Genomic DNA, 19,705 nt, shown 5'->3' with positions numbered 1-19,705 from the left:
GCCGCTCATGAATACTCCCGCTCCCATCGCCGCGTCGTCCGCTTCGTCTCCGCTGGCGCGGCTCGAAAAGACGCATCTGCGGCTCGGCTTCGTCGCGCTGTCCGACGCCGCGCCGCTCGTCGCCGCGAAGCTGCTCGAATTCGGCCACGCGCACGGCCTGACGCTCGAGCTATGCCGTCAACCGTCATGGGCCGCCGTGCGCGACAAGCTGCTGTCGGGCGATCTCGACGCGGCGCACGCGCTCTACGGGCTCGTCTACGGCGTGCAACTCGGCGTCGGCGCGCCGCGCACGGAAATGGCGGTGCTGATGGTGCTCAACCGCAATGGCCAGGCCATCACGCTGTCGAACCGTCTCGCCGACGCGCTCGCCGAACACCGCACTTTGCGCAAAGCATTGGCGACGCTCGGCCGCAAGCCGGTGTTTGCGCAGACCTTCCCGACCGGCACGCATGCAATGTGGCTGTATTACTGGCTCGCGTCGCAAGGCGTCGATCCGTTGCGCGACATCGAGAGCGTCGCGATTCCGCCGCCGCAAATGGTCGCCGCGCTCGCCGACGACAAGCTCGACGGCCTGTGTGTCGGCGAACCGTGGAATGCGCTGGCCGAAGCGCAACGCGTCGGCAGGACGGTGGCGTACACGGGCGACGTATGGCCCGATCATCCCGAGAAGGTACTCGCATGTCGGCGCGATTTCGTCGACGCGCATCCGAACACGAGCCGCGCGCTCGTGCAGACGATGCTCGAAGCATGCCGCTGGCTGGACGGCGCGGGGCATCGCGAGGAGATCGCGCGCTGGCTCGCGCGGCCTGATTACATCGGCATCGATGAAACGCTGATTGCGGCGCGCCTCGGCGCAAACACAGATACCAACAGCGGCACCGTCACGCCGACAAGCCCGCCGCTGCGCTTCTTCGACGACGGCGCGGTCAACTACCCGCATCCCTTCGAAGGCGAGTGGTTCCTCACGCAGTTCGAGCGCTGGGGGATGATCGACGCGCGCGCGGACTACGCGCAGATCGCGGCGCGCATCAACCAGACGCAGCTGTATCGCGAAGCGGCCACGCGCATGAACGTGGCCGTGCCTGGCGAAAACTTGACGCGAGTGTTGATCGACGGCGAGGTGTGGGGCCGCGGCGCGGCATCGGCGGGCTACGCGCGGCGCTTTTCGATCCGGCGCTAAGGACGCAAAAGAAAAAGCGCGCCGGCGGCCTTCGCCGGACGCGCATCGTCACGCATCAATTCGTTCGATGCCTCATCGCCGCGCTAACCGCAAGAGCGGCCTCTTTGCGAAGGCCGACAACTCAGAAATTGAAGTTGTCGATATTGCTCGCGTCGAACGTGGTCGGCGGTCCAAGAATGATTTCGCCTTGCTTGCCGATCGTGCGCTTGCCGAGCTTGCCGGCGTCGAACGACTCGCCTTCCTTGCCGCTGATCTTGCCCGAGGACAGCGCCGCCGCCGCGTAAGCCGCGAGGTAGCCGAGCTGGTTCGGGTCCCACAACTGGAACGCGGTCACGGTGCCGTTCTTCACGAACGCGCGCATCTGATTCGGCGTGCCGAGCCCGGTGACCGCCACCTTGCCCTTGCTCGACGACGTCGAGATATAACGCGCGGCCGCTGCGATACCGACCGTGGTCGGCGCGACGATCGCCTTCAGATTCGGATACGCCTGCAACAGGCCCTGCGTTTCGACGAACGACTTCTGATCGTCGTCGTTACCGTAGGCGATCTTCACGAGCTTGATTTTCGAGTACTCCGGCTTCTTCAACTCCTCCTGCATCCATTTGATCCACGTGTTCTGATTGGTCGCGTTCGGCGTGGCCGACAGCACCGCGAACTCGCCCTCGCCGCCCATCAGCTTCGCCACCAGTTGCACCTGGCCACGGCCGATGCCTTCCGCGTTCGCCTGGTTCACGAACAGTTGACGACCCTCGGGCGCCGTATCCGAGTCAAAAGTCACGACCTTGATGCCTTGCCCCATCGCTTTCTTCAGATACGGCACAACGGCGTTCGCGTCGTTGGCGGCTATCACGATCGCGTCCTGGCGCTGCGTGATCAGCGTGTTGATGTACTGCACCTGCGACGACGCGCCCGCATCCGACGGCCCCACCACCTTGCCCACGCCGTTGAACTCCTTGATCGCGGCCATGCCGCCGTCGTCGGCGATCACTTCGTACGGGTTGTTGATCTGCTTCGGCACAAACGCGATTTTCAGGCCGCTTTTCAGGTCCGCCGCGGACGCCGCGCAACTGAGCGCGAGCAGCGTGGCGCAGAGCGCGGCCGTGCCGGAATGACGTAGAAGAGGTTTGAACATGAAGTGTCTCCTGCCTTGTTGTTGGACGTGGTGGTGTCCGGGTTATCGGTTGTTGGACTTTCTCTTTGCAGACCGCTTAGGACAACGTTATGAAGATGAAGGAGCCGCCGACTTCGCGATGAAGCGCCGGTCGCGCGCGGCACGCCAGCGGGCGACCAGGTTCGGGATCAGCACCGACGCCAGCAGCAGCACGCCAGTGACGACGGTCAGCGTTTCGCTGGACACGTCGTCGAGCGTCAACGCATTTTTCAGCACGCCGATGATCAGCAGCGACAGCAGCACGCCGATCATCGAACCGCGTCCGCCGAAGATGCTCACGCCGCCGAACAGCACCGCCGCGATCACCGACAGCTCGAAGCCTTCGCCGTTGTCGCCGCGTGCGCTGGTAAAGCGCAGCGTGTAGACGACACCCGCCAGCGCGCTCACCACGCCGGACAGTACGAACAGACGCAACCGGATCTTCGCGACTTCGATGCCGGAGAACGCGGCGGCGGTCGGATTCGCGCCGATCGCATAGAGGCTGCGGCCGAACGCGGTGGATTGCAGCAGCACGGTGAACAGCACCGCGCCGACGATCACGATCACGAATGGCAGCGGAATGAAGCTCGCGCCCAACGTGTCCATGCCGAACGCCGTGTAGGCCGGCGGGAAATCGGCCACCGCCTGGTCGCCGAGCAGCACGTACGCAAGACCGCGAAACAGCGCGAGCGTACCGATGGTCACCGCGAGCGAAGGGAGATTGAGCTTGACGATCACGAGCCCGTTCAGCAGGCCGGCCAATGCGCCGGCTATCAGCACGAGTCCGATCACGACCGGCATCGGCAAGCCCATGTGCCACAGCACGCCCATCAACGCGCTCGACGCGCCCAACACCGACGCGACCGACAGATCGATTTCGGCGGCCACGATGATGAGCGTCATCGGCAGCGCCATCAACGCGATCTCAGTCAGGTCGGCCAGGACGTTGCTCAGATTCGCACCCGTGAGAAACACCGGCGACAGCCAGCGTCCCAGACCGAGCGACAGTATCAGCACAACCACCAGCAACACTTCCCATTGCAACGGCGTTTCGCGTTTGCGCGTGAGCAGCGCGGAATCGGGTTTAGCCATGATCGCGTTTCCTCATCATGCGTTTGGCGACGGAGCGGGCCAGCAACGTATCGGCGGTGATCGCGGCGACGATCAACGCGCCTTCGATCGCCTGCTCCCAGAACGGCGACACGTGCAGCACGACCAGCGCGATGCTGATCACACCGAGCACGAGCGCGCCAAGCGTCGCGCCGAGTATCGTGCCGACGCCCCCCGTGATCGCGACGCTGCCGACCACCGCCGCCGCGACCACCTGCAATTCGATGCCCTTCGCGGTGCTCGCGTCGACGGTGCCGAAACGGGCCAGCCACAACGCGCCCGCGAAACCGGCAATCGCACCGGACAACAGAAAGCCCGACATCACGCGGCGCTCGACATTCACGCCAGCGAGACGCGCGGCTTCCGGATTCGAGCCGATCGCGTAGTGCTCGCGGCCGCCGCGAAACTGCTTCAGGTACACGGCGAGGCCGACCAGCACGACGAGCGCGATCAGCGCGAGGTTCGGGATACCGAGCAGCGTGCCCGTGGCGAGATGCGAATACGCGTCGGGCAGACTCGTCGCGTTGATCTGGCCGCCGTGCACCCATGCGTAATCCGCGCCGCGAAAGATGTACAGCGTGGAGAGCGTCGCGACCAGCGAGGGCACGCGACCTACTGCCACCAGCAGCGCGTTGATGCCGCCCGCGACGAGCCCGATCGCGAGCCCCGCCGCCAGCGCGACCAGCACCGGCATATGGGGAAACGCGACGTACAGACTGCCGACCGCGTACGCGCTGATGCCGACCGTCGAGCCGACCGACAGATCGATATGCCGCATCAGAATCACCACCGTCATGCCGGCCGTCAGCAAGCTGATGATCGACACGTTCAGCAGCACGTCGCGCAGATTCTGCAGATTCAGGAACTGCGGCCTGGCGAGCCCCGTGCCCGCGATCAGCAGGATCAGCACGACGAACAGCGTGGTCTCGCGGCTCTTCGCGAGAGTCGCGACGAAGCCGCCGGGCGAGCTGGCAGTGCGTTTCGGTAGCGGCGGCTGCACCGGCGCGGGATGAGTCGACGAATGGCGCATCATGCGGCGGCTCCCAACGGTGGAAGCGATTGTCCGAGCGCGGCGCCCATGATGCGCTCCTCGTCGGCATCGGCGCGCGCTATATCCGCGCTGATACGCCCTTCGTGCATCACCAGCACGCGATCGGCCATGCCGAGCACTTCGGGCAGCTCGCTCGAAATCATCAGTACGGCCATGCCGTCGCGCACCAGTTCGGCGAGCGCGCTATACACCTCGGCTTTCGCGCCGACGTCGATGCCGCGCGTAGGTTCGTCGATGATCAGCACCTTCGGGCCGGTGGCGAGCCACTTGCCGAGCACGACCTTCTGCTGGTTGCCGCCCGAGAGCGTGCCGACCGGCGCGTTGGGATCGCCCGCTTTCAGACGCAAACGCGTGCCCCACCGGTTGGCGAGGTCCGTCTCGCTGCGCGTCGAGATCAGACCGTGTTTGACGAGTCTTCCGAGCACCGTCATCGACGCATTGCGCGCGATGCTCAGTTCCAGCGCGAGCCCCTGCTGGCGACGGTCCTCCGGCACCAGCGCGAGACCGGCGCGCACTGCCGCGGCGGGCCGGCCCGTAGTGAGACGTTCACCGCCAATCCAGACTTCACCGGCGTCGAGCGGGTCGATGCCGAAGATCGCTCGCGCGACTTCGCTGCGGCCCGCGCCGACGAGGCCGGCCAGCGCGACGATCTCGCCCGCGCGCACGTCAAACGAAATGTCCTTGAACACACCGATGCGCGTGAGGCCCCTCACCGACAGGCGAGTCTCGCCGGGCATGCAGTCGGCCTTCGGATAGAACGTCTCCAGATCGCGGCCGACCATCTTCGCGACGATCGACTCGGTGGTGAGATCGGCGGTCAGTCCGTCGAACACTTTCGCGCCGTCGCGCATGATCGTCACGCGTTGTGTCAGCGCGAATACTTCGTCGAGCCGGTGTGTGATGAACAGGATCGCGACGTCGCGCTCGCGCAGCTTGCGCACGATTGCGAAGAGCCGCTCCACCTCGGGCAGCGACAGCGCGGCGGTGGGCTCGTCCATGATCAGCACGTTGGCGTTCAGCGACAACGCCTTGGCAATCTCGATCACCTGCTGATCGGCAATCGACAAACCGCGCACCAGTTGATCCGCGCGCAGATCGACGCCGAGCGACGCGAGCAGGCCGTCCACTTCGCGACGCATCGCGTCGTATTGAATGCGGCCAATCCGGTCGACCGGCTGCCGTCCCATGAAGATGTTTTCCGCAATCGACAGATCGAAGAACAGCGTCGGTTCCTGATAGATCACCGCGAGTCCCGCGTCGCGCGCTTCGGCGGGCGTCGCGAAGCGGCGCGCTGCGCCGTCCACCAGCAGTTCGCCGGCGTCCGGCTGATGCACGCCCGCGAGAATCTTCACGACCGTCGACTTGCCCGCGCCGTTCTCGCCGAGCAGCGCATGTACTTCGCCAGGCCACAGCGCGAGGTCGCCGTCGGAGAGTGCTCGCACGCGGCCGAATGATTTACTCGCATGCCGTAGTTCGAGCCTCGGCACAGCGGATGTGGGTTGCTGCACTGCCTGTCTCCTTCTTTCTTTATTCGCGTTCGGGGTGCGTGCGGGTGGCGTCCGTGAGGCGTCTGATGCGACGTCAGATGCGGTAGCACCGCTCGGCATTCCGGCGAAACAGCGCTTCCTTTTCCGCGACGCTCGCGCCGTCGACAATCGCCGCATACGCATGCCACAAGTCCGCATACGAGCCGAACAGCCGGTCGACCGGAAAGTTCGACGCGAACATCGCGCGCTCCACGCCGAACGTGTCGATCGTTTCGAGCACGTAAGGCCGCAGGCTTTCGACGGTCCAGCGATGATCGAACATCGCGAGTCCGCTGATCTTTACGACGATATTGCGGCACCCCGCAAGCAAACGCATGCCGTCGCGCCATGCGCGATACCCGGCGACGCTGCTGCGGTCCACGAACATGCCCGCATGGTTGACGATGAAAAGCGTGTCTGCGTGAGCGCGCGCGAGCGCAGCGGCCTCTTCCATCTGCGACGGGTACAGTTGCAGATCGAACGACAGGTCATGGCGGCGCAGCAGCGTGACGTGTTCACGCCATTGCGGTTCGCGCATGAAATGACGGCCGACGTAATCGAACAGTTTGTTCTCATGCACATTCAGGATCTGCCGGATGCCACGCGTATTGGCGAACGACGCGTGCGCTTCGAGCAAGGCGGGCGCATTCGGCGCGGACAGATCGACCGCGGCGACGATCGCATTCGGCATGCCGCGCGAGTCCGCGCGATCCGCAATGGATTGCAGCCAGCGCGTTTCTTCGACGGGATCGGCGGGATCGTGATTCGCTTCGACGTGCACCAGCTTCAGTACATCGATATCGCCCGCTTCGCCCAGCAGATCATCGAGCAGGTAGTCGTGCTTCAGATCGCGCGCGTCGCCGACGAACGACACGCCGGGGTTTTCCAGCCACGGATAGCGATGCGTCTTCAGATCCCACAGATGGATATGCGAATCGACAACCTGCATGCAGCACTCTCCGTCCAGTGAAGGCCACTCAGAATTCAGGCAACGTGGTAACGCGGTGAACTGTCAGCTCAGCGAATTCAAATGAAAGACCGGTTCGAGCGACTGCTGAAGCGGCGTGTGATCCGGCGCGGTCTGCATGATGTCGGCCATGTAGTCCCACCATTTGCGCATCACGTCGAGTTGCGGGAGGGCGTCCATCGTGTGACTGGAGGTCCGCGTCAGCATGGCGAAAAGATGGTTCGACTCCGGGTCGAAGAAAATCCGGTAGTCGCGCACCCCGGCGTTGTGCAACGCGTCAACCAGCTCGGGCCAGATCTGCGAGTGACGTCGTTCGTACTCCTCGCGCATGCCGGGGTTGAGCACCATGCGGAAAGCGATTGTTTCCATTGCGGCCTGTCTCCCGTCGTATCGGGGCGCTTTCCGGAGAAGCGTCTGATGCGACTATAATTCCTGCGTCGATAGCAACTCAATCCGTAGTTGGGATTGGGCGATCCACAAACCGAATCGCACCCCGGACCATGAGCCAATATTCAGCTGCCGTCGCACTCGTCAACCGGCTCAAGTTCAAACACCTCGCATTGCTCGTCGCGCTCGACGACGCGCGCAATCTCCATCAGGCCGCCGAGGCCGTCAACGTTGCGCAGCCGAGCGCGAGCCGCATGCTCGGCGACATCGAAGAAGCGTTCGGCTTCCTGCTGTTCGAACGCAACGCGCGCGGCATGACACCCACGCCGCTTGGCGTCGTCACGCTCGCTTACGCGAGGCGCGCGCTGGCCGAACTGACCCGCTTCGCCGAAGACCTCGACGTCAAACGCCGGGGCGGCCACGGGCAATTGACCGTCGGCGCGATCATGGGCGCCGCACCCGATCTGCTGGCGATGTCGGTGGCCGCGCTGAAGACCGAAAGCCCGTTGCTCAATGTGCGCATTCTCGGCGAAACCAGCGACCAGGTCGTCCAGTTGCTGCATCGCCGCGAAGTGGATCTCGCGCTGGGCCGCCTGACCAGTCCGCTGCAACACAACGACTTCAGTTTCGAGCCGCTCGCGCGCGAAACGCTGCTGCTGGTCGTGCGTTCGGTGCATCCGCTCGCGCAACGCACACGCATCACGCTGCCCGAACTGGTGGACTGGCCGTGGGTCGCGCAACCCGTGACCAGTCCGGCGCGTGTGCTGTTCGAGGAAGAACTCGCGCGCGCGGGACTCGCCACGCCGGTCAACCTGACCGAATGCGCGTCGATCTTCGCGACGCTGCAACTGCTGGAGAATTACGATGCGGTTGCGATGCTGCCCGAGTCGGTCGTACGCGATCATTTGCGCGGCAAGCTGCTGGTCGCGTTGCCGCTCGAAATCGGCAAGAGTCTCGCGGGCTTCGGCATTCTCACCCGCAAGGAAGAAGCGCTCGCCGAACCGGCGTTGCGTTTCATCGACCTGTTGCGCGGTTTCTCGCGCAAGCTCGCCCACGACGGCGACGACCTCGCCACGTTGTCCGCGCCGGACACGCCGGACACGCCGATCGCGCCAGTGTCGGTACCGGTGAATTGAAAGCGGCATCGCGCGCTATTGCAAGTTGACGAACAGACCGCCGTCGACCAGCAACGCGGCCCCCGTCACATACCCCGCGCGCTCCGACGCGAGGAACACCACGCAATCGGCGACGTCTTCCGGGCGGCCCAGACGGCCGAGCGGAATGCGCTTTTCGAAGTAGGCTTTCTTCGCTTCGTCGGCGAGGTCTTCCGCATTCAGATCGGTTGCGATGGTGCCCGGCATCACCGAATTGCAGCGAATGCCGTACGGCCCCAACGCCACCGCGCACGACTGCATCAGCGAATGCACGCCCGCTTTGGTCGGCGTGTAATGCGTCTGCATGCCACCTCCCACTAACGCGCTGATCGAACTCGTCGCGACGATCGCGCCGCCGGTGCCCTGCTGCTTCATCTGTTGCGCGGCGGCTTGCGTGACGTAGAACGCGCCGTTCAGATTGACCGCCACTGTGGATTCCAGCACTTGCGCCGGCATGTCGAGAAACGCGTGGAACGGACAGATGCCGGCATTGCTCGCGAGCACGTCGACCTTGCCGAACGCTTCGACGGTGTGACGCACGAGTTCCTGACCCGTCTCGCGCGCGGCGACGTCGCCCTCCACCGCAATCACACGCCGCCCCAGCGCTTCGATTTCTTCGACCACTTCCGCGACGGCGGAGCGGCGTCCATAGGATGCGTCGTTATCGCCCCAGTAATTGATCGCCACGTCCGCGCCTTCGGTGGCACACGCGACCGCGATCGCGCGGCCGATGCCACGCGAACCGCCGGTGACGATCACGACCTTGTCCTTGAGCAGCACGTCATTCTCCTGTGTTGGGGTCATCGATACCGCGCGCATCGACGTGAAGCCCGCGCGCGTTCAACGCGGATAAGGCCGCACCAAAGCACATTCGGGATTCAATCTCACGCCGAAGCCCGGCGTGTCCGGCACCTTCATCCGGCCATTCACCGGCACCGGTTCGTCGAGCAGAAGCGGCGTGAACATCGGCACGACTTCGTCGGCCTTCGGCGCCATCATCAGGAACTCGGCGAACGGCGAGTTGTGCCGCGTGACGACAAAGTGATAGCTGTACACCGACGACCCATGCGGCACCACCATCACGTTGTGCGCATCGGCCAGCGCGGAAATCTTGATGAGTTCGGTGATGCCGCCGCACCAGCCGACGTCCGGCTGGATCAGATCGCAACACTCCATTTCCAGCAGCATGCGGAAGCCCCAGCGCGTCGCCTCGTGTTCGCCGGTGGACACCATCATGCCGCGTGGCACGTTGCGGCGCAGTTCGGCGTAACCCCAGTAGTCGTCGGGCGGCAGACACTCTTCGATCCATTTCAGCCCGTATTCGTGCGCCCCTTGTGCGAGCCGCGTCGCGTAGCGCACGTCGAGGCTCATCCAGCAGTCGTACATCAGCCAGAAGTCGTCGCCGACGCGGCTGCGCATGTCCGCGAGCTTTTCCAGGTTCTGCTTCAGACCCGCTTCGCCTTCGGCGGGACCATGCTGCAAAGGCAGCTTGCCGCCGATGAAGCCCATCTCCTTCGCGAGATCGGGCCGCGCGCCGGTCGCGTAAAACACCAGCTCGTCGCGCACAGGGCCGCCCAATAGCTGGTACACCGGTTCCTTGCGCACTTTCGCGAGCAGGTCCCACAGCGCGAGGTCGACCCCCGAGATCGTATTCAGCACCACGCCTTTACGACCGTAGTACAGCGTCGAGAAGTACATCTGATCCCACATCTTCTCGATGTCGGTGACGAGCTGTCCTTCGAGAAAACGCGCGAGATGTTTCTCGACGATGAACGCGCCGATCTCGCCGCCGGTCGTCACCGCGAAGCCGACCGTGCCGTCGCTCGCCTCGATTTCCACCACCAGCGTGCCGAGCACGTTGATACCGAACGACTGGCGGCTCTGGCGATACTCGGGATAACGCGCCATCGGGGTCGCGATGTGATCGTCGATCCAGTGTCCGCCGGGCTGATCGTGATAATCCGCACCGCCGCCGCGAACGATGAAGGCACGCACGTGCCGGATAGTAGGCATGGCCATGAAAGGGGCTCCGTTAGGGATGCGTCGAACGTGCAGTCGACAGTGCGCCTGGCAGGCGCGATGCAGTAGGTTTGGGAAAGCTGCGTTGCGGCGCGCGCGGCGGTGAGCGGCGGCGCGGTGCAATCTCCTGCCGGCCGGGCCGCCGGGCGAGCGCATCGCCCGACGCGGCCCGCAAAAGCGCGCGGCGCGTTGCGTTGCCGTCGCTCACCTCGCGTGAAACAGACGCGTACGGGTCCATGTCGTCTCCTTCGCGGAACTCGCGCGAGGCGGCTCCGCGTGTCGGTCTCGTCGTGTCTGCGGCTGCGGTGTTGGCGCTCAGGGGGCGCTCAGATGGCGCTCGTTCGGCGCTTCGTTGCCGCCACCCGCGCTCAGTAAGTGGCGCGTCCGCCGGACAGGTCGAACACCGAGCCGGTGCTGAACGCGCAATCTTCCGAGGACAGCCACAAGATCAGGGACGCCGCTTCTTCCGGCAGCAGGAAGCGGTTCATCGGAATCTTCGAGAGCATGTAGTCGATGTGCTGTTGCGACATCGAATCGAAGATTTCGGTTTTCGCCGCGGCCGGCGTGACCGCGTTGACGAGAATGTTTTTTGTCGCCAGCTCTTTGCCGAGCGACTTGGTCAGACCGATCAGCCCCGCCTTCGATGCGCTGTAGTGCGAGGCATTCGGGTTGCCTTCCTTGCCCGCCACTGACGCGATATTGACGATCCGCCCGTAGCCCTGCTTGAGCATTTGCGGCACCACCGCGCGGCAGGTCAGATAAGGGCCGATCAGATTCACGTCGATCACGCGGCGCCAGACGTCAGGCTCCAGTTCCCACGTCGTGCCGTTACCGCCGGTGATGCCCGCGCAATTGATCAGCACGTCGATCGCGCCGTGCTCGGCGACCGTTTGTGTGACCGCCTGGGCAACCGCGGCTTCCTGGGTCAGTTCGACCGTGATCGCGGTGACTTTACCCAGCTCGCTCAATTCGCGCTGGCTGCGCGCGAGGCGCTCGCTGTCGATGTCCCACAACGCGACCGACGCGCCCGAGTTCAATGCGCGCTGCGCCACCGCGTAGCCGATACCGCGCGCGCCGCCGGTAATGGCGACGACGCGCCCCTCCAGATCGATTCTGTTCATCGCTGTGCTCCTGTGGGCCGCCTGGGCAGGCGTGCCTGTATGTTGTTGTGCGCTGCTGTCTGTGCTGACGTGCAGCCAATATACGGGCGGGGCGATGCGCTAACAATTCGAGTATTGGAGGGGGTGATAACAAAAGTGGATCGGCGTGGCGGGAAGGACCGGATGTGAACTTCGCCGCCCGCAAATCAATGCTGCCCGGCGTTCAACAGCATCCAGATCTGACGCGTCGACGGTCCCGCAAGTATTCGCGCAAATACAGCGCGGCATCGTACGCACGTGTAGTGCTCTTCGACTTGTGCATCCACTACCGCGCCGGCACCGCTAAGCGTGAGGTCTTGGTGTGGAGGCGTAGCGGCCGATTCCCCGTAGAGATTGGCGCAGGGTGTGCAAGGTTGAATCCACAGGTCCATTTCTGTCTTGCCAATGATTGAACATTGTTCGGGCAAAGAGCCGCCGCCCCTACCCGAACACGTCCGTAACGATCGAACGACGTTTCCGGTCCCAACAACATCCGGAGTGCTCGATGCCGAATACCGAGCCTATTCGTCCGCCGAGATAAAGAGCATCGAAACATACAGCACCGTCGAAACAATGATAATGCCGACGCCGACCAGTACCTTCGTCCTGTTGAAGTAAAGGCCGCCATTGATCACCACGCCGATTCCGGCGACCGCCGACAAGGTACCGACCGCGGCGAGCCCGACATGCACCTTGCTACGAATCAGTTTTCTGCGTGCCGCTGCGTCGGTGGGCTCCACTGGTTTCTGTTCCATTGCATGCTCCTTCGCACGCGACGCGATCCCTGCGTCGACGATCGTTGCCGGGCGGCGTCAAACTTCGGACGCAGCGCAATTCGAACTGGAATCGCGCTGCCGCGTGACGCCGTACGCGATGATGCGCTTCACCCCCGCGGGGCTGCCGTCATTTGAGCTCGGCGCCATTGCGCGACACGGAGGCCGCGACGGCGGCGACAAACACGGCCCGCACAGAATCCCCCACTTTGAGGTTCTTCAACGAAACGTCAGGCGCGACGTCGAGCGTTTCTGTGCGCGTCGGGCCGCGCAGCGTGACCGTGTGACGTTTGCGGTCGATCCTCTGCACGGTCGCCACGACCTCGACACGACGCGCCGACGTCACGACGCCGTTTGCCGCGGGCTGCGCGAGTTGCGTATCGACGCGCTGACGGATGCCGCTCGTTGCGAGCTTGTCGACGCCGATAACCACGGCCTTCTGGTATGCAATGTTCACGATGTCGCCAATGTGCAGCTTCTTCACATCGGCCAGTTGGGGATTCACATCGATGACCTCGACGTTGCCGCTCGGACCGCGCAACGAGACGCTGTTCGAAGCCGGATCGATTGCGACGACACGCGCCTGAACCTGCACCAGCGCCGCCGCCCCGACCGCTTGCGGCCCCGACGCCGGTTGCTGAGCGACGGCCGGGTAAGCCGTGGCGAGCAGCAGCGCCAGCACCGCCGGAATAGCCTTTACGCGATTCAAACTCGACCTTGAGGTATTGCAAGCCATGGAATGCTCCTTTTGATTGCGTTGTTGGTACAAGTCAATCCCACCAGCCGCCTCATCGGTCGCCTAGGTATATTAGGCGACCGCTACGCGCGTGCCCATGTCGTCGGCAGGACGCGCAGCATGATCGTACACGCGCGTCCGCCGCGCCGCCATGATCCGCGGCCGCTTCGATGTGGCAGCGCGGCATTGCGCCTCTGGCATGAATCGGAAAGACGAGGAAGGTGTTCGCGTACCGGGGCGTGGCGCACCGGCTTCGCAGTAAGGTGGAATGGCTTGCTGGACAGAGGATCTGTCAGACGACACACGCCGGGTGAACGCCGGTCACATGCGAAGGGAACGCACGGTACAACGCAACTAAATATGCGGCATGGCTAAATTAAAGCCTTGTTCTTATTCGCCGACAGACTCCGCCCATCCCGCGCAATCATCGCAAAACGTTTCGGGGGGGCTAAACGGGGTGAACAGAACCCGCTAAACTTTTCATTCACTCGCCTGTGCAGGCTTCTTTTCGACACAGGCATCCACATCGACGCGGTCAGCGCGATTGCCCGCGGCCTTGCTCGCCAACTCCAGATACGCCGCGGCGAGGCGTCGAAGTTCGTCCTCGGACGCGTCCTCGATACCGATCAACTGATTGTTCGCCGCGCGATGCGAAGCGAGCAACTCGTTCAGCTTCATATGGACGGCGACGCTGTCTTTATTCTGACTTTGCTGGATCAGGAAGACCATCAGAAACGTGATGATGGTCGTGCCGGTATTGATGACGAGTTGCCAGCCATCGGAGAAGTGAAACAGCGGTCCGGAGATCGCCCAGACGAGCACCGTAATCGCCGCGATGCCGAACGCGACCGGTGAGCCCACCAGCCGCATCACCGAACTCGCGAAAGCGTCGAACGCACGCGTGACCGGGTGGCCCGCGGCGGGTTCAGCACCGGATGCATCCGCGGCGGTGCCCAGGTTGTCTGCCTGTGAACTGCGAGCGGTGTCGAACATGACTGCCTCCATGGATATGAATCCAGGCGGCGCGTCGTGCCATCCGATAACGCCTGGATAGCACTTCGATAGCACGTCCCATGCCTACGCCGCCGTACGCGGCGAGTTGCGCAGCGGCCCGCTTTCGCCGACCGTTAGTCCATGCAAGCCGGGCACGCGATCGCTTTGGCCGCCACGCGCCGCTCGATGCTGCTGAAACTCGCCAGCGCGGCGAGCCCCAGCAACGCGAGGCCAGCGCCGAACAGGAAGTCGGCCGAGATGCCGACATGGTCGACCACCACGCCGCCCGTCAGCGAACCCAATGCGATCGCCACCTGAATGATGCTCACGAACAGCGCTGAACCGGCTTCGGGTGAGTCCGGCGTCGCGCGCTGCACCCAGATGCTGAAGCACAGCGGCAACGCGCCGAACGACACGCCCCACGCGAGCACGAACGCCATCACGCCAAGCGACGAATGCTGCAAGAGCGGCAGCGAGACCAGCGCGAACATCAACAGCGAGATCATCGCGCCGACCGAGGTCTTGAGGCTGCGCGTGACCGTCGACGAAACGGCGAAGTTCGAGAAGAAGCCGATGATGCCGAAGCCGAGCAGCAGCCACGTGATGGTCGACATCGACAGATTCGCGTTGTGCAGCAGGAACGGCGTGACATACGTGTACGACGAGAAATGCGCGCCGAACACGAGCGCCACCATCAGCATGCTGCGACGCGGATGCGGCCGGCGCAGCACGTCGATCAGATCGCGCAGACGCAATGCGGTCGACGACGGCAGCGACGGCACGAAGAAGAACTGCGCGACGAGCGCAATCGCGACCAGCACGCCGGTGGCCATGAACGACGCGCGCCACGACGCGAAGCTCGCGATGAACGTGCCGAGCGGCACGCCGATCACCGTTGCGCAGGTGACGCCGGTCAGGATCGTCGCCATCGCGCGCGGCGCATCCTTCGGCCGCACGAGACGCCCGGAGGCCGCTGTGGCCAGCGTCCAGAAGCCACCCAGCGACGCGCCTAGCAGCGCGCGTCCGAGCAGCATGAACAGAAAGTCCGGTGCAAAAGCGGAAATCAGATTCGACGCCAGCAGCAACGCGGTCAGCAACAGAAAGACGCGCCGGCGATCCATGCGGCCCGCCACCAGCATCAAGCCCGGCGCGGACAGGGCGGCGATCACGCCGGGCACCGTCACCATCAGTCCGGCCGTGCCGGGCGACACGTCCAGATCCGCGGCGACGCGCGGCAGCACGCCGACGGGCAGAAACTCCGTCGTCACAAATGCAAAAGCCCCGACGGCCACGGCGCCGACCGCGAGCCACGAGCGCACGGACGACGAAACGCCGTCATCCGACACGGCGCCGTTCGCCGGCAGATTGTCTTCAATCAACATAGTATTGTTTGCGAATTATTCAACAACGGGTGGGATTGGAGCGGCCGCACCGCACTAATCGCCTCACGCACGGGAATCACAATTGAAAAAGCAGGCCGTGGCAGGCCTGCTCGTGATTGGCGTCCGGAAAAAATAGTGGGTGAAACCCGAATGGCAGACACCTTAACATCGTCTTTAATCGCTCGCTGACCACTCCGGAAAATTGCACTTGGGCGTGGGGGTATTCAATTCACGAGCGAAAGCACGAATATCCGGGCGAGCAACTTTTGGCGCGACGCTTTTTTATCGTGCAATCGCGCACTCGTGCAGGGTGCGTCTCGGCAGGCGATGGGGAAAGACGACGAGCAGCGGAATACAGCGCGCGTGACTCACAGGCACAGCGCTTGCTGAAGCCCAGCAGCGTTCAACGCAACTCCTCCGCTCATCAGAAAAAGGACATCGCCCATGCTGACCACTCGCCCCTGCACCGCCACCTGCGTACTCGACGGGATGCCCGTCACGTTGACGTTCTATCCGGACAACGGCGTACTGCGCATTGCCGATCCGTCGGGTTCATGCGTGAGGGAAATGCGCTGGCACTCGTCATGGCGCGCGTTGCTGGATGAATTTCGCTATTACAACGAGCGCGGCGAAGTGCACGCACAAGGTGTCGACGAGATGATGACTCGCATCGACGGCCATAGCGGCCAGTCGCTGCACGGCATGGCGGCGGCGTGACGAGTGAAGAGAGAATCGAAGAGATAAGCGACGTAACGAGCAACGCAACAAGCGAGCGAGCCGGGACGCGGCGCTGTCCTCCAGGCGCCGCGCGCCCCCACTCGCAGACCGGTCATTGACCGAAATAGATCCGGCACTGAGATCCAGCGCCGCACGACTGCCCATGCCGGCCGCCTGCCTCCGACTGCCCCGCCGGTACGCCGCCGTACGACACGTTACGCGTCCCCTGCCCGCCGGTGTCCGGGTCTTGCCAGGTTCCACCGAGCGACATGTCGGTGGTGGCCTGTGCCGATTCATTCGCGTTCTGTTGCATCTGCGCGCTACCCGAGATACCACCCGCGGGCTGGCCCTCCAGCCCCAGCGCGCTGACCGCTCTCGGCACGAGAAGCAGAACGGCGCATGCGGCTACCATCAATAAACGAAATTTCATGTCCAGACTCCTCGAATCCGGCGCAGCAGTTCTCGTCCTCCTAAAGAATTGATCCGCAAAAAAGTCAGCGCGCCCAATCGGGCCGAGGAACGGGTCGATGCCGATACGCAACTGCTGCGACGGGTCACCGAACTAAACGAGTAAATAATTGCCACACTTGCAACCGATGTCGGGCGCGCTCTCGCGGATAGCCGGAATCAGTCGCCACAAGCTGGCAGCGCGAATGTGTGTTCCGCTGTTTTGTTATAGCTCGCCCGCCTGGGAATTCAAATCGGCACTAGGGTGGTGCCGGTCGAGCCCGATACCGTTCGATAAACCGCATTCATCGATAAAATCAGCCGCCGTGGCGCGTGCTTTGGCCGCTCAGTGCGTTATGATGTTGCCATAACGTAAAAAAGCGGCGCGCACGAAGCACCGGCGAGAGACGGGGCGTGGACGTGAAATCAGCCATTCGCAATCAGTGCATTGTCACCACAGTTCTTTCCATTGCGGCCGCGAGGCTTGTCGAGCCTTGTCCGCGAAGCGGCGAGCGCTGCATATTCACTGGTCGGCGCGGTCGGTTTTATCGGTCGCCGGGTTGGGCATAAGCTGTATTGCGATTTATGGAGCAACGTTTTTTAACGCAGCTCGTGGAATTCCTTCGATCGATTACCCCACCGCGGGCCGGCCCCCTTTAAATGGGATCGACGCATCGCGACTTTCCCTTGCAATCTGTAATTGACAGAACGCTGCACGTTTTAGAAGGACGAATATCTTATGGACGAAAGGAAGCGAGATAGCATGATTGCGTATCTCCGCCATCGCATGGAAGAGTTTGGCATCAAACCAGAAGACCTTGCCGCCGTGCTCGCGTCCGAGCCGCTCGCGCAAAAGGCCGAACGCTACCGCAGTGCGACTGGAGACAGCTGGGACGGTCAGGGTGAAATGCCCCAATGGCTGAAACAGGCAATCAGCGCAGGTCAATCAATCGACCACTTTGAATTGACGGCCAAACCGGCCTCGGCCCCGCAGCCGAAAAAACATGTGGACTGGAAAAACGATCCGTTCGCAGGAAGTCCGCTTGCGCGCTCCAACAATCGTTAAGCCGCAAGGCTGTTGAGCCGCCAACACACCTAGATCTATCTCCGCATCCTCCCGTGGGACATCGCAGGTTCGACACGCATGCTCGCCGACACGCGCGCGAAGCACCGCTGCGTGCGCCTTGCCAATATGCATCCAGACGCTCGTCTCCGCCGTATATCCGGTGAGAGCAGCGCATTGCGCGTTGCCTCCCGGGAACCGGTCATGCAGCGCATGAGCGGCACACGTCCAGCTCGCAGCGACTCTGACGCCTGACGAGCTCGCAAGGAGAAAGGTCATGCGCCTGTCGAAACATCAAATCATGCTGGGTTGGGTTGTCGCGCTGTCGGCGGCAAGCGGCGCGGCGTTCGCGCAAGGCGGCGGCAACGGCCAGGGCGGCAGCGGCGGCGGCAACGCGCACAGTGCGGCGACAGCGGGCATGACGCATTGGGGCGACCCCGTGCCGAGCCCGCTCGACGCGATGCCGGGCAAACCGATGAAAAAAATGGATTCAATGGAAGGCGGCATGCCGCCGGCACCGTCCGGCGATTCGATGAATGCCGTCAAGAGTGGGCAATGAGCGGTGCGTTTTCTGGCTAGTACGTCGGGTCGACGAGAACGCGCGGCGCACGGCGTTCACGCGTCGCAGGTCGTCGTGTGTTCCGGTGACGGAATCGTCGCGGCGTTCAACGCCTCGTCCCCCGCTCCGTCCGAGCCGGCGCTCGCATCCGGTTCCGGCGTCGCGGCAAATCGCGGCGACTCGATAAACGCACTGACCTGCCTCACGATCTGCCAGAACATCTTGTCGAACAGCCGCACGCGCTCGTCGTCCGGCACACCGTCGGCGAGCGGATCGGCCAGGGTCCAGCCGAGCAGCGCGGGCGCACCCGGAAACGCGGGCGCATGGTGTTCGTCGACGGATTGGTCGAGCGCGACCACCAGATCCATGCGCGGCGCCCATTCGCCGGTGAATTCCAGCCAGCTTTTCGGACTGAGGACGTCGCGCCCCGAGATGCCCGGGCGCAATTGCGCGAGCGCGAGCGGATGAACTCGCGCAGCGGGTTCCGGCCCGGCGCTGAATGCGTCGAACCGGTGTCCGGCCAGTTCGCGCAACAAGGCTTCAGCAATGATGCTGCGTGCTGAATTATCGCGGCAGAGAAACAGCACTTTATATTTTCTGGTCACGCTCACCCCGTACCCGTATTTTTTTGCCTTCTGGGCACCATTGTGCCGACCCAGTCTTGCGCCCCCGTGACACTACGATGTCTTAAATACTTGCGCCACGGGAATTTCTACCAGGGGTCCGAACTCACGGGCACTGAACGCTGCGGCGCGTTCGGCGTGAAGGGTACCAGCGGGCGGCGTTGGCTTACATTAGGCTGTCGCTCGCGTGGTCTGCCTGGACGGGCTGCATGGGCTGCCTGGATGATGCATGGCCGTCGCCGCGCTGTCGCGCATGCGCTGGCTACCCGCTTCAGCCGGCGCCCTCACTGACGCGCGGCTGCGGCACGAGCCGCCCGGCGGAGTCGGTGCCGGTCGCCGGCGTGACAGCGGGATCGGGCGACACCGCCGCCGGCGGCGAACTGATCGCCTTGACTCCATTAGCAATGCCTGGCGCCGCGACATAGGGGATGAACGCCGCAATTGCCACTACCGCGATAAAAGTTAAGAACATGGCCGTCGTGCCTCTCGGGGTGGACTGTGTGGAGTCGAGCGAAGCGGGGATTTCGCGGGAAAGGATCAGCGTGCGGTCGTGACGTCATGCAGCGCGCGGCGCTTCAACCGCCGTTCGAACGACGCACGTCACGAACCTGTCATTGATTCTAGGAGCGCAGATTCGAACGCTAAAGACCGCGGCCTATATCAATTCGGTCTACCTCTATGGCCTGGCGGCCAGCGGCGTGAAGCGTGAATGCTGAGTCGCGAATCCCG

General features: G+C 63.6%; 21 protein-coding genes. 5 read left to right on the top strand and 16 right to left on the bottom strand.

Annotation, left to right across the window (positions count from 1 at the left end; translation table 11 throughout):
- Positions 1-7: 7 nt before the first annotated feature.
- Complete coding sequence (locus tag BGI01S_RS10590) at positions 8-1,180, top strand: CmpA/NrtA family ABC transporter substrate-binding protein (protein WP_042325060.1); 1,173 nt, start codon at positions 8-10, stop codon at positions 1,178-1,180.
- A 121-nt stretch (positions 1,181-1,301) separates the two neighbouring features.
- On the opposite strand, the gene rhaS is transcribed toward BGI01S_RS10590, so the two are convergent.
- The 6 genes from rhaS to rhaM form a co-directional block, all read right to left on the bottom strand.
- Positions 1,302-2,312, bottom strand: coding sequence for a rhamnose ABC transporter substrate-binding protein (rhaS, locus tag BGI01S_RS10585; protein ID WP_042325058.1), 1,011 nt, complete (start codon positions 2,310-2,312; stop codon positions 1,302-1,304).
- Between the two features lie 87 nt (positions 2,313-2,399).
- Positions 2,400-3,422, bottom strand: a complete 1,023-nt coding sequence (locus BGI01S_RS10580) for an ABC transporter permease (RefSeq protein WP_042325056.1) — start codon at positions 3,420-3,422, stop codon at positions 2,400-2,402.
- Entirely contained in the window at positions 3,415-4,473 is a 1,059-nt protein-coding gene (locus BGI01S_RS10575; protein WP_042325054.1) for an ABC transporter permease, read from the bottom strand. Before BGI01S_RS10575 ends, BGI01S_RS10580 begins: the two co-directional genes overlap by 8 nt.
- Positions 4,470-5,999 carry a sugar ABC transporter ATP-binding protein gene (locus BGI01S_RS10570; RefSeq protein ID WP_042325052.1) on the bottom strand — a complete coding sequence of 510 codons (1,530 nt, stop codon included), beginning with the start codon at positions 5,997-5,999 and terminating at the stop codon, positions 4,470-4,472. Before BGI01S_RS10570 ends, BGI01S_RS10575 begins: the two co-directional genes overlap by 4 nt.
- 73 nt (positions 6,000-6,072) lie before the next feature.
- Positions 6,073-6,966 carry an amidohydrolase family protein gene (locus tag BGI01S_RS10565; protein WP_042325050.1) on the bottom strand — a complete coding sequence of 298 codons (894 nt, stop codon included), beginning with the start codon at positions 6,964-6,966 and terminating at the stop codon, positions 6,073-6,075.
- A 63-nt stretch (positions 6,967-7,029) separates the two neighbouring features.
- The gene (gene rhaM, locus BGI01S_RS10560) at positions 7,030-7,353 is read right to left on the bottom strand and encodes an L-rhamnose mutarotase (protein ID WP_042325048.1); all 324 of its coding nucleotides are present in this window, start codon (positions 7,351-7,353) and stop codon (positions 7,030-7,032) included.
- Between the two features lie 131 nt (positions 7,354-7,484).
- Here rhaM and BGI01S_RS10555 point away from each other — a divergent pair, with 131 nt between their 5' ends.
- Positions 7,485-8,507 carry a LysR family transcriptional regulator gene (locus tag BGI01S_RS10555; RefSeq protein ID WP_042325046.1) on the top strand — a complete coding sequence of 341 codons (1,023 nt, stop codon included), beginning with the start codon at positions 7,485-7,487 and terminating at the stop codon, positions 8,505-8,507.
- A 15-nt stretch (positions 8,508-8,522) separates the two neighbouring features.
- On the opposite strand, the gene BGI01S_RS10550 is transcribed toward BGI01S_RS10555, so the two are convergent.
- The 7 genes from BGI01S_RS10550 to BGI01S_RS10515 all read right to left on the bottom strand — a co-directional run bounded on the left by BGI01S_RS10550 (position 8,523) and on the right by BGI01S_RS10515 (position 15,567).
- Entirely contained in the window at positions 8,523-9,305 is a 783-nt protein-coding gene (locus BGI01S_RS10550; protein ID WP_042325044.1) for an SDR family NAD(P)-dependent oxidoreductase, read from the bottom strand.
- Positions 9,306-9,365: 60 nt separating this feature from the next.
- Positions 9,366-10,544 carry an L-rhamnonate dehydratase gene (gene rhmD, locus BGI01S_RS10545; protein ID WP_042325042.1) on the bottom strand — a complete coding sequence of 393 codons (1,179 nt, stop codon included), beginning with the start codon at positions 10,542-10,544 and terminating at the stop codon, positions 9,366-9,368.
- A gap of 368 nt (positions 10,545-10,912) precedes the next feature.
- Positions 10,913-11,665 (bottom strand): SDR family NAD(P)-dependent oxidoreductase, encoded by a 753-nt coding sequence (locus BGI01S_RS10535; RefSeq protein ID WP_042325039.1) that lies wholly within the window; start codon positions 11,663-11,665, stop codon positions 10,913-10,915.
- 539 nt (positions 11,666-12,204) lie between these two features.
- Positions 12,205-12,438: a DUF2964 family protein gene (locus tag BGI01S_RS10530; RefSeq protein WP_042325037.1), complete on the bottom strand. Its 234-nt coding sequence runs from the start codon at positions 12,436-12,438 to the stop codon at positions 12,205-12,207.
- Positions 12,439-12,586: 148 nt separating this feature from the next.
- On the bottom strand, positions 12,587-13,192 hold the full coding sequence (locus tag BGI01S_RS10525; protein ID WP_042325035.1) for a hypothetical protein: 606 nt from the start codon (positions 13,190-13,192) through the stop codon (positions 12,587-12,589).
- Between the two features lie 480 nt (positions 13,193-13,672).
- The gene (locus tag BGI01S_RS10520; RefSeq protein WP_084585329.1) at positions 13,673-14,185 is read right to left on the bottom strand and encodes a low affinity iron permease family protein; all 513 of its coding nucleotides are present in this window, start codon (positions 14,183-14,185) and stop codon (positions 13,673-13,675) included.
- 134 nt (positions 14,186-14,319) lie between these two features.
- Positions 14,320-15,567, bottom strand: coding sequence for an MFS transporter (locus BGI01S_RS10515; protein WP_042325033.1), 1,248 nt, complete (start codon positions 15,565-15,567; stop codon positions 14,320-14,322).
- A 444-nt stretch (positions 15,568-16,011) separates the two neighbouring features.
- Between BGI01S_RS10515 and BGI01S_RS10510 the strand changes: the two genes are divergently transcribed.
- Positions 16,012-16,284 carry a hypothetical protein gene (locus tag BGI01S_RS10510; RefSeq protein ID WP_042325030.1) on the top strand — a complete coding sequence of 91 codons (273 nt, stop codon included), beginning with the start codon at positions 16,012-16,014 and terminating at the stop codon, positions 16,282-16,284.
- Positions 16,285-16,396: 112 nt separating this feature from the next.
- On the opposite strand, the gene BGI01S_RS10505 is transcribed toward BGI01S_RS10510, so the two are convergent.
- Positions 16,397-16,714 carry a hypothetical protein gene (locus BGI01S_RS10505; protein WP_042325028.1) on the bottom strand — a complete coding sequence of 106 codons (318 nt, stop codon included), beginning with the start codon at positions 16,712-16,714 and terminating at the stop codon, positions 16,397-16,399.
- Positions 16,715-17,470: 756 nt separating this feature from the next.
- On the opposite strand from BGI01S_RS10505, the gene BGI01S_RS10500 reads away from it, so the two are divergent.
- Both BGI01S_RS10500 and BGI01S_RS10495 read left to right on the top strand, forming a co-directional pair.
- A complete protein-coding gene (locus BGI01S_RS10500; protein ID WP_084585328.1) occupies positions 17,471-17,797 on the top strand; it encodes an H-NS family nucleoid-associated regulatory protein in 327 nt (108 codons plus the stop codon).
- Positions 17,798-18,071: 274 nt separating this feature from the next.
- Positions 18,072-18,353, top strand: coding sequence for a hypothetical protein (locus BGI01S_RS10495; RefSeq protein WP_042325024.1), 282 nt, complete (start codon positions 18,072-18,074; stop codon positions 18,351-18,353).
- Positions 18,354-18,409: 56 nt separating this feature from the next.
- Here BGI01S_RS10495 and BGI01S_RS10490 read toward each other — a convergent pair whose 3' ends face one another.
- Complete coding sequence (locus tag BGI01S_RS10490; protein WP_042325917.1) at positions 18,410-18,958, bottom strand: arsenate-mycothiol transferase ArsC; 549 nt, start codon at positions 18,956-18,958, stop codon at positions 18,410-18,412.
- 289 nt (positions 18,959-19,247) lie between these two features.
- Complete coding sequence (locus BGI01S_RS10485) at positions 19,248-19,448, bottom strand: hypothetical protein (RefSeq protein ID WP_042325021.1); 201 nt, start codon at positions 19,446-19,448, stop codon at positions 19,248-19,250.
- Positions 19,449-19,705 lie beyond the last annotated feature (257 nt).

The organism is Paraburkholderia ginsengisoli NBRC 100965 (genome assembly GCF_000739735.1).
GTDB lineage: Bacteria > Pseudomonadota > Gammaproteobacteria > Burkholderiales > Burkholderiaceae > Paraburkholderia > Paraburkholderia ginsengisoli.
This window is presented reverse-complemented; position numbering and strand designations above follow the sequence as displayed.

Excerpts from the sequence above, each read along its gene's own strand:
- BGI01S_RS10590 (WP_042325060.1), top strand. The coding sequence starts at position 8 with ATGAATACTCCCGCTCCCATCGCCGCGTCGTCCGCTTCGTCTCCGCTG.
- rhaS (WP_042325058.1), bottom strand. The coding sequence starts at position 2,312 with ATGTTCAAACCTCTTCTACGTCATTCCGGCACGGCCGCGCTCTGCGCC.
- BGI01S_RS10580 (WP_042325056.1), bottom strand. The coding sequence starts at position 3,422 with ATGGCTAAACCCGATTCCGCGCTGCTCACGCGCAAACGCGAAACGCCG.
- BGI01S_RS10575 (WP_042325054.1), bottom strand. The coding sequence starts at position 4,473 with ATGATGCGCCATTCGTCGACTCATCCCGCGCCGGTGCAGCCGCCGCTA.
- BGI01S_RS10565 (WP_042325050.1), bottom strand. The coding sequence starts at position 6,966 with ATGCAGGTTGTCGATTCGCATATCCATCTGTGGGATCTGAAGACGCAT.
- rhaM (WP_042325048.1), bottom strand. The coding sequence starts at position 7,353 with ATGGAAACAATCGCTTTCCGCATGGTGCTCAACCCCGGCATGCGCGAG.
- BGI01S_RS10555 (WP_042325046.1), top strand. The coding sequence starts at position 7,485 with ATGAGCCAATATTCAGCTGCCGTCGCACTCGTCAACCGGCTCAAGTTC.
- rhmD (WP_042325042.1), bottom strand. The coding sequence starts at position 10,544 with ATGGCCATGCCTACTATCCGGCACGTGCGTGCCTTCATCGTTCGCGGC.
- BGI01S_RS10535 (WP_042325039.1), bottom strand. The coding sequence starts at position 11,665 with ATGAACAGAATCGATCTGGAGGGGCGCGTCGTCGCCATTACCGGCGGC.
- BGI01S_RS10530 (WP_042325037.1), bottom strand. The coding sequence starts at position 12,438 with ATGGAACAGAAACCAGTGGAGCCCACCGACGCAGCGGCACGCAGAAAA.
- BGI01S_RS10525 (WP_042325035.1), bottom strand. The coding sequence starts at position 13,192 with ATGGCTTGCAATACCTCAAGGTCGAGTTTGAATCGCGTAAAGGCTATT.
- BGI01S_RS10520 (WP_084585329.1), bottom strand. The coding sequence starts at position 14,185 with ATGTTCGACACCGCTCGCAGTTCACAGGCAGACAACCTGGGCACCGCC.
- BGI01S_RS10515 (WP_042325033.1), bottom strand. The coding sequence starts at position 15,567 with ATGTTGATTGAAGACAATCTGCCGGCGAACGGCGCCGTGTCGGATGAC.
- BGI01S_RS10510 (WP_042325030.1), top strand. The coding sequence starts at position 16,012 with ATGCTGACCACTCGCCCCTGCACCGCCACCTGCGTACTCGACGGGATG.
- BGI01S_RS10505 (WP_042325028.1), bottom strand. The coding sequence starts at position 16,714 with ATGAAATTTCGTTTATTGATGGTAGCCGCATGCGCCGTTCTGCTTCTC.
- BGI01S_RS10500 (WP_084585328.1), top strand. The coding sequence starts at position 17,471 with ATGGACGAAAGGAAGCGAGATAGCATGATTGCGTATCTCCGCCATCGC.
- BGI01S_RS10495 (WP_042325024.1), top strand. The coding sequence starts at position 18,072 with ATGCGCCTGTCGAAACATCAAATCATGCTGGGTTGGGTTGTCGCGCTG.
- BGI01S_RS10485 (WP_042325021.1), bottom strand. The coding sequence starts at position 19,448 with ATGTTCTTAACTTTTATCGCGGTAGTGGCAATTGCGGCGTTCATCCCC.